Raw genomic sequence first — 22,963 nt, 5'->3', positions numbered from 1 at the left:
TGGCACGATCGCCAATCATCCCTCGTTTCAAGCCAAATCGCCATGCGCCATATCGAAATCCTTGCCTATCCCGACGTCCAACTCCTCGATGTCAGCGGACCGCTTCAGGTCTTCGCCAGCGCCAACGACTTCAGGACGCAGGCCGGCGAACCCGCGCCCTACGAGGTCACGGTCGTTGCCGCCTCGCCGCGGATCAGGACATCTGCCGGTCTCGTGCTGGAGGCAGCGGCGCTGCCGGCGCACGGGCCAGGGATCGACACGCTGATCGTGCCTGGTGGATGGGGCATCAACGCGGCCTGCGAGGCCCCCGAGCTGATCGATTGGGTGACCGGCCGCTCGCGCGACGCCACGCGAACTGCGTCCGTCTGCAGTGGCGCCATGCTGCTGGCGACGGCAGGCCTGCTCGACGGCAGGCGTGCCGTTACCCACTGGGGACGCTGCGCCGAGTTCGCGCGGCGCTTTCCGGCGGTCCGCCTCGAACCCGATCCGATTTTCATCCGTGACGGCAATGTCTGGACCTCGGCAGGCGTGACGGCGGGCATCGATCTTGCCCTTTCCTTCGTCGAGGCCGACCTTGGCCGGCGCGTGGCGCTTGCGGTGGCGCGCGAACTGGTGGTCTTCCTGAAGCGCCCCGGTGGCCAGGCGCAGTTCAGCCAGACGCTCAAGCTGCAGCTGGGCGACGAACGCTTCGACCGGCTGCATGGCTGGATCCAGGACAACCTGGATGGCGACCTTTCGCTACCCAACCTGGCTGAGCGCGCCAATATGAGCCCGCGCAGCTTCTCCAGGCACTATCGGGAGGCAACCGGCCGCACGCCTGCCCGCGCGATCGAGGAGATACGGATCGAGGCGGCGCGACGGATGCTGGAACGAGGCCAGGCCGTCAACCAGACGGCTCGCCGCTGCGGCTTCGGATCGGAAGAGACGATGCGGCGCGGCTTTCTCCGTGTCCTCGGCACAAACCCGCGCGATTATCGCGAACGCTTCTGACGCAAAGGCCTGCGGCACTGCAGGAGGTCGCCGCTTTGATCGTGTCGCTAACGCGCCGCGGGCGGCCCGAACCAAGCGGTCAGCGCCTCGGTCAACCCCATTTGGGTTCCAGCCCCGACCCAGGCCACATATCCATCCGGCCGGATCAAGACGGCGTCGGGCGCGGCGACCGTCCCGAGAGCCGGCAGCTTCCAGATGCCGTCATATCCAGCCTCGATCTGGCGGACCCGATCCGCCCAGGGCGTGATATCCAGCCAGCCTGGTCTACCAAGGTTGAGGAGCACCGGTCGGGCGTCGTGCAGCAGGCTGAAGACCCGCGCCGGACCGCGGGCTGTGACAAGGTCGAGGTCGGGCATCCGCCGCCCAAGCAACGGGTGGCCCTCGCCGAGATCGTAGCGGATACCCAGGCCGGACATCTCCGCGGCAATCCGTTTGCGCGGCTCTTCCATGCCGAGCAACTCGGTCATCGTGTCGCCCAAGGCCTTGGTGCGCTCATCCGTGCGGCGAAGCGCGACCTGCGCCATCGTGTTGCGCAACACGCGGGCAGCGACCGGATGGCGCTCGGCGTGGTAGGTGTCGAGCAGGCTTTCCGGTAAGATCCGCTTGACCACCTGGGCCAGCTTCCATCCCAGATTGACCGCGTCCTGCACGCCGATATTGAGCCCCTGCCCGCCCATCGGAGGATGGATGTGCGCGGCGTCGCCCGCCAGAAGGACACGCCTGTCGCGGTAGGTGGCGGCCTGACGTGTCATGTCGGTGAAGCGAGAGAGCCAGGTCGGACTGTGGACCCCGAAATCGGTGCCGTAGACGGCGACAAGCGCCTCGCTGAGATCATTCAGCGTCGGCTCGCCGCCGATCGTCAGCTGCCTCTCGGTCAGCACGACACCCACCCTGTCGCCGTCCTCGATCTTGCCTATCGCATGAATACCGGAGGCGTCGTTGCGAAAGCCCAATGCCGGTTCCCCAGACATTTCGACCTCGGCGATCATCCAGCTCATCGTCGGATCCCATCCGGCGAACTCGATGCCAGCCGCCTTGCGGATCGTGCTGCGTCCTCCGTCGCAGCCGACGAGGTATTGCGCCCTCAAGCGTTGGCTACCGGACAAATCCAGGTCCACACCGTCGTCGTCCTGCGCGAAGTCGGTGACTTCCTGCCCGCGATAGATTGGCACCCCCAACTCGTCGATCCAGTCGGCCAGTATCCGTTCGATATGGTTTTGCCGCAGCGCCAGCAGATAGTTGTGCCGGCTGGGAAAGTCGCTGATGTCCATACGGATCATGTGGAAGCCGACGGTCGGGAAGCGCTGCCCGCGCGACAGAAACCGGTCGGCAATTCCGCGCTGATCGAGAACCTCGATGGTGCGTGCGTGCAGGCCGCCCGCGCGCAGACCGGCCAGCTGCTGGGTCGGGCGCCGCTCCACAATGGCAACGTCTATGTCTGCCAAAGCGAGTTCGCCGGCCAGCATCAGCCCTGTCGGACCGCCTCCTGCGATCACCACCGCATGATCTCGACGCAATCCGTCCATAGGCGACACAATACCCATTCTCGTTACTCCCGTTTTCCGCTGGCCAATGCATGTCGCCCAAAAGTGACTTCGGTTTCGGGAGAACGGCATGCATCAAATCAGAGCCCCAAGGCTCGTCGCATGAATCCGTTTCAACGCGACGCGCTTTGGGCAGCGGTTTACGGGAACAGGCGGGTCTTGCCGCAAGCCCCTTGTGCGCCATATGTACAAAGTGGAGAGAGGTGCTCTCCCGCCCTGGGTGACAGCCAAAACGGCAGCTCGCGGTCATGGCTGCCGCAGTAGACACTGCTCCTGATCCAGGGAGCGTTGCTCAGATTTTCCGCATAGAAAAAAGCCCCTTTCGGGGCTGCTGCAGAGGTTTTGAGACAAAGGGGGCCGGTCGGCGGTTGGCAGCGGTACGAGGAGGCCACTATGTGCCAGCGCCGGCCGGCCGACCCCACGGACCCAGGAGATGCGGCGGACCTGAGCATCATGGGGTATTTCAGGGATCGAGCCGGCTATCTACCCTCGCGCCGGCTTCGTCTTCCCCAGCACATTTGCGCACGGGCTTAGGAAAATCAACAGTTTCTTAACCAAGGCTCGCAAATCGCTTGGATTAAGGTAAATAGCTAACCTTGTTGGATTGACCGGGGAATCGACCGCGGACGCTTACGCCGCCTTGGCAACGACGCGGTTGCGGCCGCCGCTCTTGGCTTCATAGAGCGCGAGATCGGCGCGCTTCATCAACGCCGCCACCGTATCCACCCCCTTCAGAACCGACGACACGCCGACGCTGACGGTGACCTCGATCGTCTTGCCGTCGGCACCGACGGCGAAAGGCTTCTGGGCGATTTCGGCGCGGATGCGTTCGGCCACTTTCTCCGCCACGGCGCCGTCGGTGTCCGGCATCACCACCACGAACTCCTCGCCACCAAAGCGGCAGGCAAGGTCGATACCCCTGACATTCTTGCGCAGCCGCCGGGCGAATTCCCGCAGCACCTCGTCGCCGCCATCATGGCCGTACGCGTCATTGATCGACTTGAAGCGGTCGAGATCGGTGATCATCACCGACAGCGGCCGGCGCCGCGCCACGGCGCGGTCGAACAGCGTCTGCAGATGACTGTCGAGGTAGCGGCGGTTGTGCAGCCCGGTCAGGCCGTCCGTCACCGCCATTTCGATGGTCTGGGTGACGCTGGCGCGCAATTGGTCGTTGTAGCGCTTGCGGCGCACCTGGGTGCGCAGCCGCGCCGTCAGCTCCTGCTGGTCGATCGGCCGCATAAGATAGTCGTTGATGCCGAGTTCGAGGCCGCGGATGATGCGCTCCTCCTCGCCCTCCTCCGCCAGAAGGATGATCGGGACGAAACGGGTGCGATCGAGCGAGCGCAATTGCGAGCAGAGCCGAAGCGGATCGAAATCGGCAAACGCCGTCGAGATCATCACGCATTCATAGGGGGTTTCGGCCGCCTGGAAGAACCCGGCATGCGGATCGTTGGTGACGTCGAGATCGGCGCGGTCGCGCAGCATCTTCTGGATGCGCTCGACCGACGATTTGCGCTCGTCGATCAACAGCACTTTCGGCGTCGTGTCCTCGGATGCGAAATTGCGGCTGAGCAGCTCTTCGATGCCGATATTGCGCGTCGTCGAGGCCCGCAGCCTGAGCTCGTCGGTCAGTGATTTCAACCGGACCAGGCTCTTCACGCGTGTCATCAGCTGCAGGTCGTTGACCGGTTTGGTCAGGAAATCGTCGGCGCCGGCCTCGAGCCCGCGCACACGGTCGGACACCTGGTCGAGCGCGGTGATCATCACCACCGGGATATGCGACGTCGCGGGATCGCTCTTCAGCCTGCGGCAGACCTCGAACCCGTCCATGTCGGGCATCATCACGTCTAGCAGCACGACATCGACCTTGCCGTTCTCGCAGGTCTCGATCGCGTCGGGCCCGTTGGTGGCGGTCAGCACTTCGAAATATTCGGCCAGCAGCCGGACCTCCAGCAGCCTCACATTGGCAGGGATGTCGTCGACGACGAGGATCCGCGCGGTCATGTCACAAGGCTCCGGCTCGGCTGGAATGGCACATCAGGCATCGCCCAGATAGGATTTGATGGTCTCGATGAAACGCGGCACCGAGATCGGCTTCGAAATATAGGCCTCGCAGCCGCCCTGGCGGATGCGTTCCTCGTCACCCTTCATGGCGAAGGCCGTCACGGCGATGACCGGGATGACGTGCAGATCGTCGTCCTCCTTCAGCCATTTGGTCACTTCCAGTCCCGATACTTCGGGCAGCTGGATGTCCATCAGGATGAGATCGGGCCGGTGCTGGCGCGCCAGGTCGAGCGCCTCCAGACCATTGCGGGTGCGCACCGTCTCGTAACCACTTGCTTCGATGAGGTCCCGAAAGAGCTTCATGTTGAGCTCATTGTCCTCGACGATCATGACCTTCTTAGGCATCGACATCCCGTCCCGGCCGTCCTTCCGCTCGAAGGTGGCCGTCATGCGCCCCTGGTTGAACGCACCAAACCCTGCTTCACTATACGGCAATATGATTGACGAAACGGAAACCCTCGGGCTGCAAAGCAGCGCGAATTCCACATCGCCTCCCGGCGCGTCCAAAAGGCGCGCCGCGCTGTAAAGGCTTGCCGCAAGCAACTCTTGCCATTACTGCGGAAGAGACTCATTCCACATGCCGAAGGTAGTGATGGCAAACGCGGCGTCAATGCGCGAAGAGGCGGAAACCATCGCCGTGAAGGCGCTGGGCTTCGTTGCCTCCGATCCGGAGCTGTTGCCGCGTTTTCTGGCGATCACCGGAATAGAGGCGCATTCGATCCGCAAGGCCGCCGGCGAGCCGGGTTTCCTGGCCGGCGTGCTGCAGTTCATTCTCGCCCACGAGCCGACGCTGATGCGCTTTGCCGAGGAAACGGGCACGCCGCCGGCGGCCGTCGGCAAGGCATTGCGCGCATTGCCGCTCGGCGACGACAACCATGAGCATTCCATATGAGCGATGATCCGGAGACCGCCCGCCAGATCGAGGAACTGGCGGCCGACGACCGGCCGCTGCTGGTGCTCGACGTCGACGACGTCGTGCTCGAATTCATCCGCCCCTTCCCGCATTTCCTGAAGTCGCGCGGCTATGGCCTGACACTGGCGTCCTTCCGGCTGACCGGCAACATAGCCGAAACGGCGAGCGGCCGACTGATCGAACAGCCCGAGGTCACAGCCCTTCTGGGCGATTTCTTCGACGCGCAAGCCGATTGGCAGAGCATCACCGACGGTGCGGCGCAAGCCTTGGCAGGGCTCGGCAAGCGCGCGGAAATCATACTGCTGACGGCCATGCCGCACAGGCATCGTGCGGTGCGTCGCATCCATCTCGATGCCCTGGGTCTAGACTATCCGCTGCTGACCACCGAGATGGCCAAGGGACCGGCGGTGGCCAGGCTGCGCGGCAAGAATGGCCGGCCGGTGGTCTTCGTCGACGATCAGCCGCACAATCTGGCGTCGGTGCGGGACTCGGTCGCCGACGCAAATCTTTTCCACCTGATGGCCGACAATTCGCTGCGTGCGTTCCTGCCGCCGGTCCCGGACGATGTCTTCATTGTCCAGGACTGGCACGAAGCCGCGCCCAAGATCGCTGGCGCGCTGGGGCTCTCGTAGAGCGGTTCAGTGCTCCTAAGAAACACCGAGCCGCTCCAACTGTTTGTTTTATAGAGCATATCGTCCAACACCGTTGCGCGCTTTGGACGACGTGCATCGACCTCAGGGGTTCAGCTTCGCCCCTGCCCCGCCATTGTCGTTTCCAGCACCGTCTCCGCTGTCGTCGTCGGCGCCATCATTGTCGTCGACGCTGTCGTCCACCGCCGGATCGGCCGGCTTCAGCATGACGCCGTTGACCGTCACCGATCCGTCCGGCTTGGCGTTGACCGCCCATTCCAGTTTGCCATCGGGCAGTGTCTTGGCAAAACCCTTTACCATCAGCGCTACAGGCACGTACTGCCCGACCTCCGGTTCCGACTTTGCCGCCTCCTGCAGATTGGCGACGATCTTGTCGAAACCGGCGACATCGACGGTCAGATTCGCGTCGGGCTTCTCGGGATTCGGGCCCGGGAACGTCATCTCGCCTTCCAGCGCGATTTCCATGTCCTTGTTCTTCACCGTGCTGTGGCCGATGACGATTTTCGGTGTCTTGGCCATGAAGTCGGCGGTGAGCTGATCGCCGAACTCGGCCGGCAGCGGCGGTTCCCTGTTGAGGTCGAAGGCTTCGATCGCCTTCTTCGCCATGGTGTCGAGATCAATGTTGGCGCCACCGAAATTCAGATCGATATCGGTCGGCAGCAGCGACACCGTCCAGCTCGGCAGCAGTTGCTGCGGCACGGTCAGCCCCGTGGCCTTGATGCCGTAATTGAGGGTGCCGCTCTGGGCGACGCCGTCCATGCCGAAGGCGGTGCTGAGCTGGGTGGCGCCGAAAGTGCCAACTGGGCTGTCGACGGCGAAATCCTTGAACGCATAGGTTCCGTCGATGCGCTGCCAGACCGGAAGAGCAGCAAGCAGAAGCGACTTGAGCTGCGCCTGGTTGGCCTTCAGCGTGTTCTCGTCTTCATTGGCTACCGCAAATGCCAGGAGGTCGAGCAGCGGTTTCGACCGCAGGCCCCTGCCACTGGCCTCCACCGACAATTCCGGCGACTTGATGGTGACCGGAAAATTCAGCCCACTCTCGGCATCGTTGAATTTTATCGCTTCGACGAAGCTCGATATCTTCTGCGACATGGCGAAGTCGACGCCTCCATCGGCCGCCTTGGTGCCGGTCACGGTCGCGGTGCCGGCACCGGTGCTCACTTCGATGTTCTGCTTGGCGTCCTGCGAAGTCATTGTCATCGCGCCCAACGAACTGGTCGCGCTGGTGAAAGCCGCGAGCTTCGGATCGTAGACGCCGCTGCCCTTGCCATCCTTGATCGAGAACTGGGTGCTTTGCTTTCCCTCAGGCCCGTTGAATTCGAAGGATCCGCCTTGCGAAAAATCCATCGAGACATCCCAGGACCCGTCGCTGCGCGGCTTGACCAGGAGGGCGTAGGGCGCCAAATCGAATTTCACCAGTTTCTGGTCGGGCAGAGCCGAGACAAGCGCCTTCAAATCAACCGATATCTTGTAAGCATCGCCCTCGGCCGAAACCTTGAGCACACCTTTGTCGATTGCCTGCTTGCCAACGTAGCGCGACAGGTCGTCGGACAGTTGCTTGGCACCGGGACCGTCGACGGTCTGTGCGAAAGCGGGCACGCTCAGCAAAAGCGCGGTGAAGGCAACCGGCAACATATGTCTCACGAAAAACTCTCCGTTGGTCCGAAAAGGCAAAAGCGTTTGGTGCTTCTGGTAGGCAAATACCGTCACAACTGCAAGATGATGACAGTCAGCCAATCGGCTTCAGTACCAGCCGCATAAACAACCGATGGGCTTGGCGACGACTGGTTCGCCAATCTCTTCTCGGCCCTCTGAAGCTGCACCCTCAAGGGCTCTGTTTCGCACCTGCACCGCCGCTATCGACTTGGCTGCCGTCATCCCCGCCATCATTCGACGCTTTCATCCACCACCGGATCGGCGGGCTTCAGCATGCCGCCGTTGACCATCACCGACCCATCGGACTTGGCGTCGATCACCCATTCCAGCCGGCCATCCGGTAGCTTCTTGGCGAATCCTTGGGCGGCCAGCACAAACGGAAGATATTGCGCGGCTTCGGATTCCGATCTTGCGGACACCTTCAGGCTTTCAACGATCTTGTCGTAGCCAGCCACGTCGACGGTAAAATCGGCATCGGGCTTGTTACCGGGGAAGGTCACCTCCCCCTGCAGCGCGATTTCCGTGTCGCCATTCTTGAACACGGAATGCTCGACGATGAATTTGGGCATGTTGGCCATGAAGTCAGCCTTGATCTGATCGCCAAAGTCCGCAGGCAAAGGCGGGTCCTTGTTGAGATCGAATGTCTCAATCGCCTTCCTGGTCATACTGTAGAGATCGATGTTGGCGCCACCGAATTTCAAATCGAACTCGGTAGGAAGCAGTTTGGCGGCCCAACCGGGAATGATATAAGGAAAACTTACGCCAGAGGCCTTGATTTCATATTCGAACTTACCGCTCTGGGCGATCCCGTCGGCCCCGAATGTAGTGCTCAATCGCGCGGCACCGAGATTGCCGGCGTAGGTTTCAAAGGCAAAATTCGTGAACGTGTAGGTTCCGCCTACCCGTTCCCAGAGCGGCAGGGCGGCAAGCAAGAGCGCCTTTAGTTCCGCCTGATCAGCTTTCAGTTGGCGCTGATCTTCGTGAGCTACCGCGAATGCCAAGAGGTCCAGCAACGGCTTTGTGCGTATTGCCTTAGCGGTTATATCCATGGCCAGTTCCGACGTCTTGACGCCTCCGACGGCGCGATTGTCGATTTTGACCGTTTCGGCGAAATCCATTGTCGTCTGCGTCAAATTGAGATCGACACCGCCATCGGTCGACTTGCTGGCCGTGAACTTCGAGGAACTCAAGCCGGCGCTTAAATCCGTTACTTGCCTAGGGCAGATGCGAGATCATCGTCATGCCCGCCGTCGAACTTGCGCCGCTGGTGAATGCCGCCAATTCAGAATCATAGACGCCGGTGAACTTGCCGTCCCTGATGGCGATTTGTGCACGTCGCGGGCCGGTCAGATCGTTTATCTCCAACGACCCGCTGGTCGAAAAATCTGACGACACGTCCCAGCCTCCTTCGCCGCGCGGTTTGACAAGCAGCGTGAAAGGAGGGAAATCGAACTTTGCAAGGTTCTCCTTCGGCATTTTCGCCGCAAGCGCCTGCAGATCGAAGGTGATCTTGTAGGCACCGCCTTCGACAGAGATCCTCAAAATGCCGTCGTTGAACGCCGATTTGCCGACATAGCGGGCCAAGTCTTCGGACAATTCCTTGGCACCCTGACTGTTGACGGTTTGGCCGAAAGCCGGCGCACTCAACGCAAGCAGGAAAGCGAAAGGCAGGGCACGGCTCACAAGAATTCTCCCGTCTGACCTGGAAGAAACGCTTCTTCTATGTGGTATGAAGTTACCGTCACAACCGCAAGGTGAAATCAACCCCGACAAACCGGGTTAAAGCACCAGCCGCATCAGCGGTCGGCCCGCCTTGCGCTCGACCAGCCTCTCGAACCCGGCCTTCTCGAACACCCCTGACGAGCCGACGAACAAGCCGATCGAACGCGAATCGCGCGACAGGTCGATCGGGCAGGCCTCGACGAGCCGTGCACCGTTCTTGCGAGCGAAATCGACGCCCCCTTCAACGAGGCGATGCGTGATGCCTCTGCCGCGCGCTTTGGCGCGAATGAAAAAGCACGAGATCGCCCAAACAGCTGGATCTGAAGCGTCGGCGGGGTCGATCGGCGCCGAGCCCCTGCCCTTGTTGTTCCATTCGGGCACGTCGGCGCGCGGCCCGATCTGCATCCAGCCAACCGCCTTGCCGTCCTCGAACGCCAGCAGGCCGGGCGGCGGGCCGGCTTCGATGCGTGCCTTGATATGGTCCTTGTTGCGTTCGCGGCTGCTTTCGCGCCGCGCCGCCGGCGCCAGCCTGAAATGCGTGCACCAGCAGCCGTAACAGGCGCCCTGCTTGCCAAAAAGGTCCTCGAAATCAGGCCAGAGCTCAGGCGCCAGCGGCACTATGGTCGTGCTCATGCGGTTCTCCCCAGGCCAAGCTTGTCGCTGGCCTTGCACTGTCGTACCATTGCTTCTGTTCTCTTTATGTTCGCAGTGATGGCGACCCCTGTCAACAATCCCGATCACGGTTTTTGCCGTGACTGCCTGACGTTTCAGCGCAGTGAGACGCGCCGCTGCGAACGCTGCGGCAGCCCTCGCCTTGCCCGCCATCCCGAGCTTTATCGGCTGCATCTGGCCCATATCGATTGCGACGCCTTCTACGCGGCGATCGAAAAGCGCGACAACCCGGCGCTCAAGGACAAGCCGCTGATCGTCGGCGGCGGCAAGCGCGGGGTCGTCTCCACCGCATGCTACATCGCCCGCATCCGCGGCGTGCGATCCGCCATGCCGATGTTCAAGGCGCTCGAGGCCTGCCCCGAGGCGGTTGTGATCCCGCCCAACATGGAAAAATACGTGCGCGTCGGCCGTGAGGTGCGCGCCATGATGCAGGCGCTGACGCCGCTGGTCGAGCCGCTGTCGATCGACGAGGCGTTTCTCGACCTCGCCGGCACCGAACGGTTGCACGGCCTGCCGCCGGCCGTGGTGCTGGCGCGCTTTGCGCTGGCCGTCGAGAAGGAGATCGGCATCACCGTTTCGGCCGGCCTGTCCTACTGCAAATTCCTCGCCAAGATCGCGTCGGACTTCCGCAAGCCGCGCGGCTTTTCGGTCATCGGCGAGGCCGAGGCGGTCGGCTTCCTGGCGGCACAGCCGGTGACGATGATCTGGGGCGTCGGCAAGGCGTTCAACGCCACCCTTGAGCGCGACGGGATCCGCACCATTGGCCAGCTTCAGAAGATGGAGCGTGGTGACCTGATGCGCCGCTATGGCGCGATGGGCGACCGGCTCTACCGGCTTTCGCGCGGCGAGGACGTCCGCCGCGTCGACCCCGACCAGGACGCCAAGAGCGTATCGGCCGAAACCACCTTCGACACCGACATCGCGTCGCTGGAAGAGTTGGTTGCGGTGCTGCGGGGCCTTTCGGAAAAGGTCTCGGCGCGGCTGAAAAAATCAGGCATTGCCGGACGCACCGTGGTGCTGAAGCTGAAGACCCAGGATTTCAAGCTGCGCACGCGCAACCGGCAACTCGGTGACCCGACCCGGCTCGCCGATCGCATCTTCTCGACCGGAGTGGAGCTTCTGCGCAAGGAGACGGACGGAACGAAATTTCGGTTGCTCGGCATTGGCGTCAGCGACCTCTCCGATGACGACAAGGCCGACCCGCAGGATCTGGTCGACGTTCAGTCGCGCAAGCGCGCCATGGCCGAAGGCGCGATCGACGCGCTGCGCGACAAGTTCGGCCGCAAGGCGGTGGAGACCGGCTATACATTCGGCAGGGGCCGTGACGCCCACCCGCCGGAGCCGCTCGAGGACTGATCCGGTGCCGGGTGTGTTGAGATTCAGGTCAGGCCGGCATCACCTGAATATCAATGCACCCGTCAGGTGCGCTTCAGATCGATACGACTGGTCACAACGTTCTTGCCGGTTTTGGGATCGCGGTCGGTGACGGTCAGCAGAATGCCATTGACGCCCTTTTTCTGCACCGTCAGCTGCGCGCTGCGGTCGCCATTGACCAGCTTGGCCCAGCGGATGGCCAGGTTGATCGCGTTGCCGGAGCGGCTGCCGTTGAGCTGCGCCGGACCGGTGCGCGATCCGACATACACGCCGCTGTATCTGGCACCACTGGTTTTCAGATGGGCGCTGATGGCACGCGTGACCACAACAAGGCCGCGGCAGTTGCCGTCGAGAGATAGCGAGGACGCTGTCGCATCCGATTTGAAAGTGCAGGAAACGCTGACTGTCGGCGCCTGCGTCGTCACCTGGACAGTCCCCTTGCCGGCAAAATTCCCCTGGAAGGATTGGAGAAACTTGCTCTCATCGGCATGTGCCGCATTGGCCGCGACCAGCAGGCAGCCGGCAAGTGCGAACCGCGCTGGTGATATCATCGAAGTTCTCCTCGTCAGGCAGACATGTAGACATCAAGGCTTGGGTGGATACTGCAACTCAACGCCCCTTGGCGTATCAGGTTCCGCCGGCAACGCGACCATTTGCAACGTCCCCACGACTGGTCCAGAAGAATCAACCGGCTAGCGATTGCGGCAAAGGCTCCTGCCTGCGAGATAGCGGCCATGAAACCCACCCCATCGATCCCCAAGGCTGCGTTCTGGATGGCGCTGTCGGTCACCTCGTTCCTGGGGATGTCGGTCGCCGGCCGCGCCACGACAGCCGAGCTCAATGTCTTCCAGGTGCTGGAACTGCGCTCGGTGATCGGCTTCCTAATTCTCCTGCCGCTGGTGCTGACAAGCGGCGGCTTCGCGGCGATGCGCACGCAGCGTCCCCTCGCCCACATCGCCCGCAATGTCGTTCACTATAGCGGCCAGGCGGCATGGCTCTACGCGCTGACGCTGATTCCGCTGGCGGTGCTGATCTCGATCGAATTCACCACCCCGATCTGGACGGCGATCCTGGCGGTGACTTTTCTGGGTGAACGGTTGAGCCGGCCGAAACTGGCGGCGGTCGTGCTCGGACTGATCGGCGTGGTGGTCATCGTGCGCCCGGGCGTCGGCTCTGTCGATCCGGGACACCTCGTCGTGCTGGGCGCCGCGGTCTGCTTCGGCATATCGCTGGTCATGGTCAAATCACTGACCCGCACGGACAGCGTCGTGCGCATCATTTTCTGGATGCTGATCATCCAGTCGGTGCTCGGCCTCGTCCCCGCGCTCTATGTCTGGCGCACCCCTTCACTCGAACTCTGGCCATGGATCGTGCTGATCGCCTTCACCGGCATGTCATCGCATTTCTGCATGGCCCGCGCGCTCACCTATGCCGACGCGACCGTCATTTCGCCGATGGATTTCCTGCGGGTGCCATTGTCCGCGCTGGTCGGCTGGCTGCTTTATCACGAGCAGATCGACGCCTTCACCGCCGGTGGCGCGCTGCTCATCCTGATGGGCAATCTGCTCAATCTGCAGCGCAAGCCGGTCGAGCCGGCTGAAGTGGCGGCGTCATAGCCGGCATCACCTGAATATTCATGCGCCTAGTCGCCTGCGTCCGGTATGTTGAGAACATGCCCGCAGGCCTTGCAGTGCACCGCGTCCGGTTCATGCCGCTGCAGCCCGCATTGCGGACACGGGAAGAACACCTTGGCCGGCCGGAAGATCGCCTGCGCCAGCCTGACGAACAGCGATATACCGATGATCATGGTGACGATCGCGGTCAGCTTGCCGGCCATGCCCGGCAGCACGATGTCGCCGAAACCGGTCGTGGTCACCGTGGCCACAGTGAAATAAAGCGCGTCGATGTAGTTTTCCAGCCCGGCTCCGTTGCGGAAGAAGAAGGTGTAGACGAAGCCGGTGATGACAAAGAGAAAGGTCAAAAGGTTGATGACCGCGTGGCTCGCCTCCCGCCATGGGCGTAGGCCACGCATCTCGAAATGCCGCCAGATCGAACCGCTGCGCGACAATGACCACAGCCGCAGGATGCGCAGGAAACCGAGATTGGCGAGCGCCGTCGGCATCAGCAGCGTCAAAAGGATGAAGACATCCACCCAGGAGGTCGGCTGCTTCATCAGGCGCAGCATGTCGTTGGAGGCCAGCAACCTTGCGATCAGGTCGACGCCGACGAGCACCGCCACGGCATAATCCAGCCACAGGAACGAAGCCGATTGCTGGATGACGGGTGTCGCGATGAAGAAGGCGATGATTGCCAGATCGATGACGATTGCCGCCAGCTGGAACCGGAAAGCCGCCGGCGTGCGCCCATGGTAGAGCCTGCGCAGCGTGTCGCGCAGGCGCGCAATTGCGGAAAGATCCTGGGATGAATCCTTGTCTGGGGTCTTCATGCGGATCGCGATTGCGTGCGCGGCGGATGCCGCCCGCAGGGTCGCCACCGCCCACCAAGGGCGGCGGTCACACCAATTCCACTTCGACCACGCCGGGCACGGCGCGCATCGCCGAGGCGATCTGCGGCGAGACGCGGTAGCCTCCCTGCAAGGCGATCTCGACCTCGCCCTGCGCCTCTTCCTTGATCACGATAATGCTCACCTGGCTCTCGCCACGCTGGGTGAGCTGGGATTGGATAATCGAAGCGGGTCCATCGTTCCTGACGAAAATGCGCAGCGCCTTCTGGATGCGGCTTGCCTCATCCTCCAGGGACTGGACCGAGTTGATGCGCAGATTGACGCCCTCGGGCCTGTCCTCCGCCGCGACAGTGATGACGACGGAGCGGCCGGCTTCCAGGAGGTCGCGATACTGTGCCAATCCTTCCGAAAACAGGACGGCCTCGTACTGGCCGGAAGTGTCGGAAAAGGCCACCACGCCCATCTTGTTGCCGGTGCGCGTCTTGCGTTCCTGCTTGCTGGTCACCGTGCCGGCAAGGCGGCCGGCAGAAGCGCCGCGCTTGACGGCGGCTGAGAACTCCGCCCAGTTCTGCACCCGCATCTTCTGCAGCGCCGCCTTGTATTCGTCGAGCGGATGGGCAGAGAGATAGAAGCCGACAACCTGGAATTCGCGGTGCAGCCGGTCGGCGGCGAGCCACGGATCGGTCGCCGGCAGGTTGAGCGCCTGCGACTGCGCGCCGAGCGAAGCGCCGAAAATATCGGCCTGGCCGGAAACGGCATTCTGCTGCGCCAACGATGCAAGCCCCATCATCCGTTCGACGCCAGCCATCATCTGTGCCCGGTCATGCCCGAAACAGTCGAGCGCGCCGGCCATGATCAGGCTTTCGAAGACACGTTTGCCGACGATCTTGGGATCGACCCGCTCGCAGAAATCTGCAAGGTTCTTGAATGGCTTCTCGCCACGGACAGCAACGATGTGCTCGACCGCCGCGTCGCCGACGCCCTTGAGCGCCGCCATCGAATAGTAGATGCGGTTCTCACCGACCTCGAAAGGCCGAAAACTCGTCATGACCGACGGCGCCAGAACTTCGATGCCGAGGCGCAGGGCATCCTGGCGGAAATCGGCGAGCTTGTCGGTATTGCCCATGTCGAGCGTCATCGACGCCGCCAGGAACTCGACCGGGTAATGCGCCTTCAGATACGCCGTCTGGTAGGAGACGACGGCGTAGGCGGCGGCGTGCGACTTGTTGAAACCATAGTCGGCGAACTTGGCCAGCAGGTCGAAAATGAAGTCGGCTTGCGGTTTGCTGACGCCACGCTCGACAGCGCCGGTGACGAAGCGCTCGCGCTGCTTGTCCATCTCGGCGCGGATCTTCTTGCCCATGGCGCGGCGCAGAAGGTCGGCTTCGCCGAGCGAATAGCCGGACAGCTCCTGCGCGATCTGCATGACCTGTTCCTGATAGACGATGACGCCTTGCGTCTCCTTCACCAGATGGTCGATCTTGGGGTGGATCGAGGCCATCTCCTCCTCGCCATGCTTTCTGGCGTTGTAGGTCGGGATGTTCTCCATCGGGCCCGGACGGTAGAGCGCGACCAGCGCGATGATGTCCTCGATGCAGTCGGGCCGCATGCCGATCAGCGCCTTGCGCATGCCGGCACTTTCCACCTGGAACACACCGACGACCTCACCGCGCGACAGCATGGCATAGGTTTCGGGATCGTCGAGCGGTATCGTCGCCAGGTCGATGTCGATGCCGCGCCGGCGGATCAGTTTCACCGCCGTCTCCAGCACGGTCAGTGTCTTCAGGCCGAGGAAGTCGAACTTCACCAGCCCGGCCTGCTCGACATATTTCATGTTGAACTGGGTAACCGGCATGTCCGAGCGCGGATCGCGGTACATCGGCACCAGTTCCGACAAGGGCCGGTCGCCGATGACGATGCCGGCGGCGTGCGTCGAGGCGTGGCGATAGAGGCCTTCGAGCTTCTGCGCCATGTCGAGCAGCGTCTGGACGATCGGCTCCCTCTCGGCCTCTTCGGCAAAGCGCGGCTCGTTGGCGATGGCGTCCGCCAACTTGACCGGATTGGCCGGGTTCTGCGGCACCATCTTCGACAGCTTGTCGACCTGGCCATAGGGCATCTGCAGCACGCGGCCGACGTCGCGCAGCACGGCGCGGGCCTGCAGCGTACCGAAGGTGATGATCTGGCCGACTTGGTCGCGCCCATATTTCTGCTGGACGTAGCGGATCACCTCTTCGCGGCGATCCTGGCAGAAGTCGATGTCGAAGTCGGGCATCGACACGCGGTCCGGATTAAGGAAGCGCTCGAACAGCAGCGAGAAGCGCAGCGGATCGATGTCGGTGATGGTCGTAGAATAGGCGACCAGCGATCCGGCGCCCGAACCACGGCCCGGGCCGACCGGAATGCCTTGCGCCTTGGCCCATTTGATGAAGTCGGCAACGATCAGGAAGTAGCCGGGGAATTTCATCTTCTCGATGATGCCGAGCTCGAATTCGAGCCGCTCGCGATATTGCTCGACCGTATAGCCGGGGGTTGGTCCGTGCAGCGCAAGCCGCGCGTCGAGCCCCTCGCGCGCCTGGCGGGCGAGTTCGGCGGCCTCCGCCTTTTCGGCGGCGTCCTTGTCGGCATTGTCGCCGCCGGTGAAACGCGGCAGGATCGGGCTGCGGTTCTTTGGATAGTAGGAGCAGCGCAGCGCGATCTCGACGGTGTTGTCGATCGCCTCGGGCAGGTCGGCGAACAGCTTTGCCATGTCGGCCTGGCTGCGCAGGAAATTGTCCGGCGACAACCGGCGGCGGGTGTCGACGGCGACGACGGAGCCCTCGGCGATGGCGATCAGCGCGTCATGCGCCTCATAATCGTCGCGCGACGAGAAAAAGGCCTCGTTGGTGGCGACAAGCGGAAGTTCGTGCGTATAGGCGAGATCGATTGTTGCGTGCTCGATGACCCGGTCGTATCCCGCAACCCGGTCCAATTCGACATAGAGCCGGTCGCCGAACAGCGACTTGAGGGTCAAAAGCCTCACCTCTGCCAGATCGCGGCGATCCTCCTTCAAGGCGTTGCCAATCGGGCCGCGTGGCCCGCCGCTGAGGCAGATCAGCCCATCGGTCTGTCCATTGAGCGTCTCGGTGGTCAGGTGCACCGCCTCACCGGGCGGTGTCTCCAGATACACACCGCTGACCAGCCGAACCAGGTTGGAATAGCCGGCTTCCGTCGCGGCGAGCAGGACAACCGGCCGCATCTCCGGCCCTTGCCGCCGGCGGTCGCGCTGACCGTCGCTGTTCTCGCCGGAAAAGGCGAGCGCGATCTGGCAGCCGATGATCGGCTGGATACCGTCCTTGACCGCCTTCTGTGCAAACTCCAGCGCACCGAACAGGTTGTTGGTGTCGGTGACCGCAATGGCCGGTGCCTCGTCTTTCACGGCGTGGCCAACGATCTTGCCAAGCTGAAGCGCACCCTCGAGCAGCGAATAGGCCGAATGCACCCGCAGATGGACGAACGGCCGCGCCGGTGCCTCCGGCCGCGCCGCCGCGATCGCGGCTTCGCGCTTCAGGGGATCGCGTGGAAGTCTGTCATCCGCCATGGTTTCTCGCGCTGTCGAAGGCTTTGAGTCGGTGAAGATGTATTGTCCGGGACCGGGCGATACCAGTCCAGCACAAACGACCGACAACCACAGGCTTCCGCGACCCTGCGCGACTTGCTCAAGCGAATTCCATGATCACCGCGTCAACGGCCAGGCTGTCGCCCGGCTTGGCGTTGAGCTTGGACACGACGAGATCTCGTTCGGCGCGCAGCACGTTTTCCATCTTCATCGCCTCGACCACGGCAAGCGTTTCGCCGGCCTTGACCTCCTGGCCCTCGGCAACGGCGATCGACACGACGAGGCCGGGCATCGGGCAGAGCAGCAGCTTCGACGTGTCCGGCGCCACCTTCTCCGGCATCAGCCTTTCAAGCTCGGCGATACGCGGCAGCATGGCGCGGGCGGTCACCGACATGCCCTTCCAGGCAATGCGAAGACCGTTGGCGACAGGCCGGATCTGGGCGACAACGGAGCGCTTGCCGACCGTGCCGCGCCAGATCAGATCGCCCGGCCGCCAATCGGATGAAACGGTCAGCGCCTTGCCGCCGTCGATCGACAGGTCGATCTCCATCGGGATCGAAATCATGCCTTCCAGGATGGACGCCTGGAGATAATCCTCGCCGATCTTCACCACCCAGTCGCGCTTCAGCGCCCCCGAATGCGGCGCCAGCCGCCCGCCCAGCCGGTCGAGCCTGTCGCGGCGCAACAATTCCGTGGCGGTGGCGATGGATGCCAGCACGGCCTTTTCCTCGCTGTTCGGCACGACGGGGGCAAAACCGTCGGGATATTCCTCGGCTATGAAGCCGGTCGAAATCGCCCCTTCCCGCCAGCGCGGATGCTGCATCAGCGCCGCCAGGAACGGGATATTATGCTCGATGCCGTCGACCACAAAACTGTCCAGCGCTTCCGACATGGCATCGATCGCCTCGAGGCGGGTCGGCGCCCAGGTACACAGCTTGGCGAGCATCGGGTCGTAGAACATCGAAATCTCCGAGCCTTCGGTGACGCCGGTGTCGTTGCGGATGACGACATCGCCAAACTGCCCCTCCTCCGGCGGCCGATAGCGCGTCAGCCGGCCGATCGACGGCAGGAAATTGCGATAGGGATCCTCGGCATAGAGCCGGCTTTCCACCGCCCAGCCATTCAGCTTGACGTCGCTTTGCTTCAAGGCGAGCTTTTCGCCGGCAGCGACGCGGATCATGTGCTCGACCAGGTCGATGCCCGTGACAAGCTCGGTCACCGGATGCTCGACCTGCAATCGTGTATTCATTTCAAGGAAATAGAAGTTCTTGTCCTTGTCGACGATGAACTCGACCGTGCCGGCGCTCTGGTAGTCGACGGCCCTGGCCAGCGCCACCGACTGCTCGCCCATGGCCTTGCGCGTCTTGGCATCGAGGAATGGCGACGGCGCCTCTTCGGCCACCTTCTGGTTGCGGCGCTGAATCGAGCATTCGCGCTCGCCGAGATAGAGTGCGTTGCCATGCGCGTCGGCCAGCACCTGGATCTCGATATGGCGTGGATCGACGACGAATTTTTCGATGAACACGCGGTCATCGCCGAACGAACTCTTGGCTTCCGATCGCGCCCGGTCGAACCCGTCGCGCACTTCCGATTGGTTCCAGGCAATGCGCATGCCCTTGCCGCCGCCGCCGGCCGAAGCCTTGATCATCACCGGATAGCCGATCTCGCCGGCGATCTTTTCAGCGTGGTCGGCATTCTCGATGACGCCAAGCCAGCCCGGGACCGTCGACACCTTGGCGGCGTTGGCGAACTTCTTCGATTCGATCTTGTCACCCATCGCCTTGATGGCTTTGGGTTTCGGGCCGATGAAGACGATGCCTTCGGCTTCGAGCGCTTCGCAGAAGGCGGCCCGTTCCGACAGGAAACCGTAGCCTGGATGCACGGCCTGGGCGCCCGTTTCCTTGCAGGCCGCGATGATTTTTTCAGGCACGAGATAGCTCTGCGCGGCGGGCGAAGGCCCGATATGCACCGCCTCGTCGGCCATCTCGACGTGAACCGCATCGCGATCGGCATCGGAATAGACGGCGACCGTGGCAATCCCCATCTTGCGCGCCGTCTTGATCACGCGACAGGCGATCTCGCCACGATTGGCGATCAGGATTTTCGTGAACATGCTGAGGTCATTCCCCTCCGGTCGGTCGTTCCTTTTATGGCCTGTGCTTGCAGGGTCAAGCCGACCATGCAAATCACTGCCTTTCAATCGATTTGCGATTCCAATTCTTCGCTGTGGCCCAGTCCCGGCACCAGCTTCCAGTTGATCGTGTCGACAAAACCTGAAACCTTGGAAAAAAATTCGCATTGGAGGACGCCTGATGAAAACCCGCGCCGCTGTCGCTGTCGCCGCCGGAAAGCCGCTGGAAATCATGGAGGTCGACCTTGACGGTCCCCGCGACGGTGAGGTGCTGGTCGAGATCAAGGCTACCGGTATCTGCCATACCGACGAGTTCACCCTGTCGGGCGCCGATCCCGAAGGCTTGTTCCCGGCCATTCTCGGCCATGAGGGCGCCGGTGTCGTGGTCGACGTCGGCAAGGGCGTCACCTCGGTCAAGAAGGGCGACCATGTCATCCCGCTCTATACGCCCGAATGCCGGCAGTGCCCGTCCTGCCTGTCGAGAAAAACCAATCTGTGCACGGCCATCCGCGCCACGCAGGGGCAAGGCCTGATGCCCGACGGCTCGTCGCGCTTCTCGATCGGCAAGGACAAGATCTTCCATTACATGGGCTGCTCGACCTTCTCCAACTTCACCGTGCTGCCCGAGATCGCGGTGGCCAAGGTCAATCCGGACGCCCCCTTCGACAAGATCTGCTACATCGGCTGCGGCGTCACCACCGGCATCGGCGCCGTCATCAACACCGCCAAGGTCGAACAAGGCGCCACGGCTGTCGTCTTCGGCCTCGGCGGCATCGGCTTGAACGTCATCCAGGGCCTGAAGCTGGCCGGTGCCGACATGATCATCGGCGTCGATTTGAACAACGACAAGAAGGAATGGGGCGAGCGGTTCGGCATGACGCATTTCGTCAATCCGAAGGAGATCGACGGCGATATCGTCCCCTACCTCGTCAACATGACCAAGCGCGGTGCCGACCAGATCGGCGGCGCCGACTACACGTTCGACTGCACCGGCAACACCAAGGTGATGCGCCAGGCGCTGGAAGCCTCGCATCGCGGCTGGGGCAAATCGGTCGTCATCGGCGTCGCGGGCGCCGGCCAGGAGATTTCGACACGGCCGTTCCAACTCGTCACCGGCCGCACCTGGATGGGCACCGCCTTCGGTGGCGCGCGCGGCCGCACCGACGTGCCGCGCATCGTCGACTGGTACATGGACGGCAAGATCCAGATCGATCCGATGATTACCCACACGCTGAAGCTCGAGGATATCAACAAGGGGTTCGACCTCATGCATGAGGGCAAGTCGATCCGAAGCGTCGTCGTTTACTGAAGCAAAGCCACACGCCGCCGACCCACCGGCCAGCGACCTCTGTGGTTCACAACTGGGAGGAGAATGGAATGGCGGAGAAACTGCACCCGAAAATCGACAATGGCCTGCCCAAGGAAAGCGCAAGCTTTGCCGGCGGCACGCTGGTCTGCGCCTGCACCAGCAAGCCGGTCAAGGTGAAGGTCAAGGGGCAGATCGCCCACAATCACGCCTGCGGCTGCACCAAGTGCTGGAAGCCGGAAGGTGCCGTATTCTCGGTGGTTGCCGTTGCCGGTACCGGCGACGTCACCGTCACCGAGAACGGCGACAAGCTCAAGGTGGTCGACCCCAGCGCGCTGATCCAGCGCCACGCCTGCACCGGCTGCGGCGTCCACATGCACGGACCGGTCGAGCGTGACCATCCGTTCAAGGGCTTGACCTTCATCCACCCCGAGCGTTTCGAGGAGGACGGCTGGTCGCCGCCGGGCTTCACCGCCTTTGTCTCGTCAATCATCGAATCCGGCGTCGATCCGAAGCGGATGGACGGCATCCGGGCGCGGTTGAAGACGATCGGGCTGGAGCCCTATGACTGCCTCAACCCCGGCTTGATGGACTATATCGCCACCTGGACGGCGAAGAAATCCGGCGCCCTGCCGGCCTGAACGCTGTAAGATTTCAGGCAGGGGCCGGACATGTTTCCGGCCCCCTGTCCGTTTCGGAGAGACAATGACCGCACCCGCCATCTACGTCGACGCCGACGCCTGCCCGGTCAAGGCCGAGGTCGAGAAAGTCGCCGAGCGCCTTGGCATCGTCGTCACCTACGTATCCAATGGCGGCTTGCGGCCATCGCGCGATCCGATGATCCGCAACGTCGTCGTCTCCAAGGGAGCTGACGCCGCCGACGACTGGATCGTCGAGAACGCCAAATCCAACGATGTCGTGGTGACTGCTGATATTCCGCTCGCGGCCCGCGCCGTGGCGCTGGGCGCCCACGTGCTTGGCCCCACCGGACGCCCATTCACACCCGAAACCATCGGCATGGCGGTGGCCATGCGCGACCTCAAGCAGCATTTGCGCGAGACCGGCGAAAGCAAGGGCTACAATGCCTCCTTCGCACCGCAGGACCGCTCGCGGTTCCTCGGCGAACTCGACCGCATCTTGCGGCGCGCCCTGAAATCCGCCACACCGAGCTAGAACAGAGCGCCATTCAGGGTCGGAACCACCATGGCTGCCGAAATCCCCGTGCAAAAACCCATGCAGCGCCACATGCTGTTCGCCATGTCCGCGTGTTTCGGCGCGCTTGCGCTGCTTGTGGCGTTGCTGCTGCACGCCCCGCTCGCCTACTCGATCGGCGCCAACGCCTTTTTCGCCACTTACGTCATTCTTGTCGTCAGCCAGATGCCCAAATTCACCGGCAAATATCTGAGCAAGAATGCGCGGGCCACCGATCAGCCGGTGCTGGTCATCTTCGCCGTCACGCTTGTCGTTGTCGGCGTCGCCCTTGTCTCGTTGTTCCTGCTGATCAACCAGAAGGACAAAGGCCACCCGGTCGAACTTGGCTTCGCGCTGCTGTCGATCCCACTCGGCTGGTTCACTATCCATGCCATGGCGGCACTTCATTATGCGCATGTCTATTGGATGGACGGCGACGAGGTCGACACCAAGACCAAGACAAAAATCCCGGTCGGCGGATTGCTGTTCCCGGGTGACAAGCGTCCGGAAGGCTGGGATTTCCTCTATTTCTCGGCGGTCATCGGCATGACGGCGCAGACCGCCGACACGAACATCTCGACGACGCATATGCGTTGTGTCGTGCTTGTCCATTCCATCCTGTCGTTCTTTTTCAACACGGTCATCGTCGCCGCGGCCGTCAATCTCGCCGTCAGCCTTGGTGGTCCGTAAT

The 22,963-nt window shown here is 62.7% G+C and carries 20 protein-coding genes; 9 read left to right on the top strand and 11 right to left on the bottom strand.

The annotated features are described in order from the left end of the window. Window positions 1–42: 42 nt before the first annotated feature. Entirely contained in the window at window positions 43–990 is a 948-nt protein-coding gene (locus MesoLj_RS20735) for a GlxA family transcriptional regulator (RefSeq protein ID WP_202322137.1), read from the top strand. Window positions 991–1,037: 47 nt separating this feature from the next. Here MesoLj_RS20735 and MesoLj_RS20730 read toward each other — a convergent pair whose 3' ends face one another. The 3 genes from MesoLj_RS20730 to MesoLj_RS20720 form a co-directional block, all read right to left on the bottom strand. Continuing rightward, window positions 1,038–2,534 carry an FAD-dependent monooxygenase gene (locus MesoLj_RS20730; protein WP_202322136.1) on the bottom strand — a complete coding sequence of 499 codons (1,497 nt, stop codon included), beginning with the start codon at window positions 2,532–2,534 and terminating at the stop codon, window positions 1,038–1,040. Window positions 2,535–3,164: 630 nt separating this feature from the next. Beyond that, entirely contained in the window at window positions 3,165–4,538 is a 1,374-nt protein-coding gene (locus tag MesoLj_RS20725) for a PleD family two-component system response regulator (RefSeq protein ID WP_202322135.1), read from the bottom strand. A 33-nt stretch (window positions 4,539–4,571) separates the two neighbouring features. Next, window positions 4,572–4,943: a response regulator gene (locus tag MesoLj_RS20720; protein ID WP_006334976.1), complete on the bottom strand. Its 372-nt coding sequence runs from the start codon at window positions 4,941–4,943 to the stop codon at window positions 4,572–4,574. Window positions 4,944–5,190: 247 nt separating this feature from the next. On the opposite strand from MesoLj_RS20720, the gene MesoLj_RS20715 reads away from it, so the two are divergent. Next, window positions 5,191–5,490, top strand: a complete 300-nt coding sequence (locus tag MesoLj_RS20715) for a DUF3572 domain-containing protein (RefSeq protein ID WP_027052046.1) — start codon at window positions 5,191–5,193, stop codon at window positions 5,488–5,490. Further along, on the top strand, window positions 5,487–6,143 hold the full coding sequence (locus MesoLj_RS20710; protein ID WP_202322134.1) for a hypothetical protein: 657 nt from the start codon (window positions 5,487–5,489) through the stop codon (window positions 6,141–6,143). Before MesoLj_RS20715 ends, MesoLj_RS20710 begins: the two co-directional genes overlap by 4 nt. 102 nt (window positions 6,144–6,245) lie before the next feature. Here MesoLj_RS20710 and MesoLj_RS20705 read toward each other — a convergent pair whose 3' ends face one another. From MesoLj_RS20705 to MesoLj_RS20695, 4 genes are all read right to left on the bottom strand, one after another. Further along, complete coding sequence (locus tag MesoLj_RS20705) at window positions 6,246–7,796, bottom strand: hypothetical protein (protein WP_244735554.1); 1,551 nt, start codon at window positions 7,794–7,796, stop codon at window positions 6,246–6,248. A gap of 251 nt (window positions 7,797–8,047) precedes the next feature. Beyond that, window positions 8,048–9,007 (bottom strand): hypothetical protein, encoded by a 960-nt coding sequence (locus MesoLj_RS36330; protein ID WP_244735113.1) that lies wholly within the window; start codon window positions 9,005–9,007, stop codon window positions 8,048–8,050. 25 nt (window positions 9,008–9,032) lie between these two features. Further along, window positions 9,033–9,401 carry a hypothetical protein gene (locus tag MesoLj_RS36325; protein ID WP_244735112.1) on the bottom strand — a complete coding sequence of 123 codons (369 nt, stop codon included), beginning with the start codon at window positions 9,399–9,401 and terminating at the stop codon, window positions 9,033–9,035. A gap of 195 nt (window positions 9,402–9,596) precedes the next feature. Further along, complete coding sequence (locus tag MesoLj_RS20695; protein ID WP_202322133.1) at window positions 9,597–10,172, bottom strand: GNAT family N-acetyltransferase; 576 nt, start codon at window positions 10,170–10,172, stop codon at window positions 9,597–9,599. A gap of 66 nt (window positions 10,173–10,238) precedes the next feature. Between MesoLj_RS20695 and MesoLj_RS20690 the strand changes: the two genes are divergently transcribed. Further along, the gene (locus tag MesoLj_RS20690; protein WP_202322132.1) at window positions 10,239–11,567 is read left to right on the top strand and encodes a DNA polymerase IV; all 1,329 of its coding nucleotides are present in this window, start codon (window positions 10,239–10,241) and stop codon (window positions 11,565–11,567) included. Between the two features lie 62 nt (window positions 11,568–11,629). Here MesoLj_RS20690 and MesoLj_RS20685 read toward each other — a convergent pair whose 3' ends face one another. Further along, window positions 11,630–12,136, bottom strand: a complete 507-nt coding sequence (locus MesoLj_RS20685) for a hypothetical protein (RefSeq protein WP_140773277.1) — start codon at window positions 12,134–12,136, stop codon at window positions 11,630–11,632. Between the two features lie 183 nt (window positions 12,137–12,319). Between MesoLj_RS20685 and MesoLj_RS20680 the strand changes: the two genes are divergently transcribed. Next, on the top strand, window positions 12,320–13,201 hold the full coding sequence (locus tag MesoLj_RS20680) for a DMT family transporter (RefSeq protein ID WP_202322131.1): 882 nt from the start codon (window positions 12,320–12,322) through the stop codon (window positions 13,199–13,201). A 26-nt stretch (window positions 13,202–13,227) separates the two neighbouring features. Here MesoLj_RS20680 and MesoLj_RS20675 read toward each other — a convergent pair whose 3' ends face one another. The 3 genes from MesoLj_RS20675 to MesoLj_RS20665 all read right to left on the bottom strand — a co-directional run bounded on the left by MesoLj_RS20675 (window position 13,228) and on the right by MesoLj_RS20665 (window position 19,757). Further along, window positions 13,228–14,031 (bottom strand): ion channel, encoded by an 804-nt coding sequence (locus MesoLj_RS20675; RefSeq protein WP_202322129.1) that lies wholly within the window; start codon window positions 14,029–14,031, stop codon window positions 13,228–13,230. 67 nt (window positions 14,032–14,098) lie between these two features. Further along, a complete protein-coding gene (gene dnaE, locus MesoLj_RS20670; protein ID WP_202322127.1) occupies window positions 14,099–17,626 on the bottom strand; it encodes a DNA polymerase III subunit alpha in 3,528 nt (1,175 codons plus the stop codon). Between the two features lie 118 nt (window positions 17,627–17,744). Then, window positions 17,745–19,757 (bottom strand): acetyl-CoA carboxylase biotin carboxylase subunit, encoded by a 2,013-nt coding sequence (locus MesoLj_RS20665; RefSeq protein WP_202322125.1) that lies wholly within the window; start codon window positions 19,755–19,757, stop codon window positions 17,745–17,747. A 199-nt stretch (window positions 19,758–19,956) separates the two neighbouring features. On the opposite strand from MesoLj_RS20665, the gene MesoLj_RS20660 reads away from it, so the two are divergent. The 4 genes from MesoLj_RS20660 to MesoLj_RS20645 all read left to right on the top strand — a co-directional run bounded on the left by MesoLj_RS20660 (window position 19,957) and on the right by MesoLj_RS20645 (window position 22,962). Then, on the top strand, window positions 19,957–21,084 hold the full coding sequence (locus tag MesoLj_RS20660; RefSeq protein WP_202322123.1) for an S-(hydroxymethyl)glutathione dehydrogenase/class III alcohol dehydrogenase: 1,128 nt from the start codon (window positions 19,957–19,959) through the stop codon (window positions 21,082–21,084). A 68-nt stretch (window positions 21,085–21,152) separates the two neighbouring features. Then, entirely contained in the window at window positions 21,153–21,722 is a 570-nt protein-coding gene (gene gfa / locus MesoLj_RS20655; RefSeq protein WP_140773265.1) for an S-(hydroxymethyl)glutathione synthase, read from the top strand. A gap of 64 nt (window positions 21,723–21,786) precedes the next feature. Continuing rightward, window positions 21,787–22,254, top strand: a complete 468-nt coding sequence (locus tag MesoLj_RS20650) for a YaiI/YqxD family protein (protein WP_202322121.1) — start codon at window positions 21,787–21,789, stop codon at window positions 22,252–22,254. 30 nt (window positions 22,255–22,284) lie between these two features. Next, window positions 22,285–22,962: a DUF1345 domain-containing protein gene (locus tag MesoLj_RS20645; RefSeq protein WP_140773262.1), complete on the top strand. Its 678-nt coding sequence runs from the start codon at window positions 22,285–22,287 to the stop codon at window positions 22,960–22,962. The last annotated feature ends 1 nt before the right edge of the window (window position 22,963 follow it).

The organism is Mesorhizobium sp. 113-3-9 (assembly GCF_016756515.1).
GTDB lineage: Bacteria > Pseudomonadota > Alphaproteobacteria > Rhizobiales > Rhizobiaceae > Mesorhizobium.
This window is presented reverse-complemented; position numbering and strand designations above follow the sequence as displayed.

Bases quoted from the DNA above. Each gene is read 5' to 3' on its own strand.
- MesoLj_RS20735 (WP_202322137.1), top strand. From the start codon at position 43: ATGCGCCATATCGAAATCCTTGCCTATCCCGACGTCCAACTCCTCGAT.
- dnaE (WP_202322127.1), bottom strand. From the start codon at position 17,626: ATGGCGGATGACAGACTTCCACGCGATCCCCTGAAGCGCGAAGCCGCG.
- MesoLj_RS20665 (WP_202322125.1), bottom strand. From the start codon at position 19,757: ATGTTCACGAAAATCCTGATCGCCAATCGTGGCGAGATCGCCTGTCGC.
- MesoLj_RS20650 (WP_202322121.1), top strand. From the start codon at position 21,787: ATGACCGCACCCGCCATCTACGTCGACGCCGACGCCTGCCCGGTCAAG.
- MesoLj_RS20715 (WP_027052046.1), top strand. From the start codon at position 5,191: ATGGCAAACGCGGCGTCAATGCGCGAAGAGGCGGAAACCATCGCCGTG.
- MesoLj_RS20725 (WP_202322135.1), bottom strand. From the start codon at position 4,538: ATGACCGCGCGGATCCTCGTCGTCGACGACATCCCTGCCAATGTGAGG.
- MesoLj_RS20710 (WP_202322134.1), top strand. From the start codon at position 5,487: ATGAGCGATGATCCGGAGACCGCCCGCCAGATCGAGGAACTGGCGGCC.
- MesoLj_RS20660 (WP_202322123.1), top strand. From the start codon at position 19,957: ATGAAAACCCGCGCCGCTGTCGCTGTCGCCGCCGGAAAGCCGCTGGAA.
- MesoLj_RS20730 (WP_202322136.1), bottom strand. From the start codon at position 2,534: ATGGGTATTGTGTCGCCTATGGACGGATTGCGTCGAGATCATGCGGTG.
- gfa (WP_140773265.1), top strand. From the start codon at position 21,153: ATGGCGGAGAAACTGCACCCGAAAATCGACAATGGCCTGCCCAAGGAA.
- MesoLj_RS20680 (WP_202322131.1), top strand. From the start codon at position 12,320: ATGAAACCCACCCCATCGATCCCCAAGGCTGCGTTCTGGATGGCGCTG.
- MesoLj_RS20720 (WP_006334976.1), bottom strand. From the start codon at position 4,943: ATGCCTAAGAAGGTCATGATCGTCGAGGACAATGAGCTCAACATGAAG.
- MesoLj_RS20675 (WP_202322129.1), bottom strand. From the start codon at position 14,031: ATGAAGACCCCAGACAAGGATTCATCCCAGGATCTTTCCGCAATTGCG.
- MesoLj_RS20645 (WP_140773262.1), top strand. From the start codon at position 22,285: ATGGCTGCCGAAATCCCCGTGCAAAAACCCATGCAGCGCCACATGCTG.
- MesoLj_RS20705 (WP_244735554.1), bottom strand. From the start codon at position 7,796: ATGTTGCCGGTTGCCTTCACCGCGCTTTTGCTGAGCGTGCCCGCTTTC.
- MesoLj_RS20690 (WP_202322132.1), top strand. From the start codon at position 10,239: ATGTTCGCAGTGATGGCGACCCCTGTCAACAATCCCGATCACGGTTTT.
- MesoLj_RS20695 (WP_202322133.1), bottom strand. From the start codon at position 10,172: ATGAGCACGACCATAGTGCCGCTGGCGCCTGAGCTCTGGCCTGATTTC.
- MesoLj_RS20685 (WP_140773277.1), bottom strand. From the start codon at position 12,136: ATGATATCACCAGCGCGGTTCGCACTTGCCGGCTGCCTGCTGGTCGCG.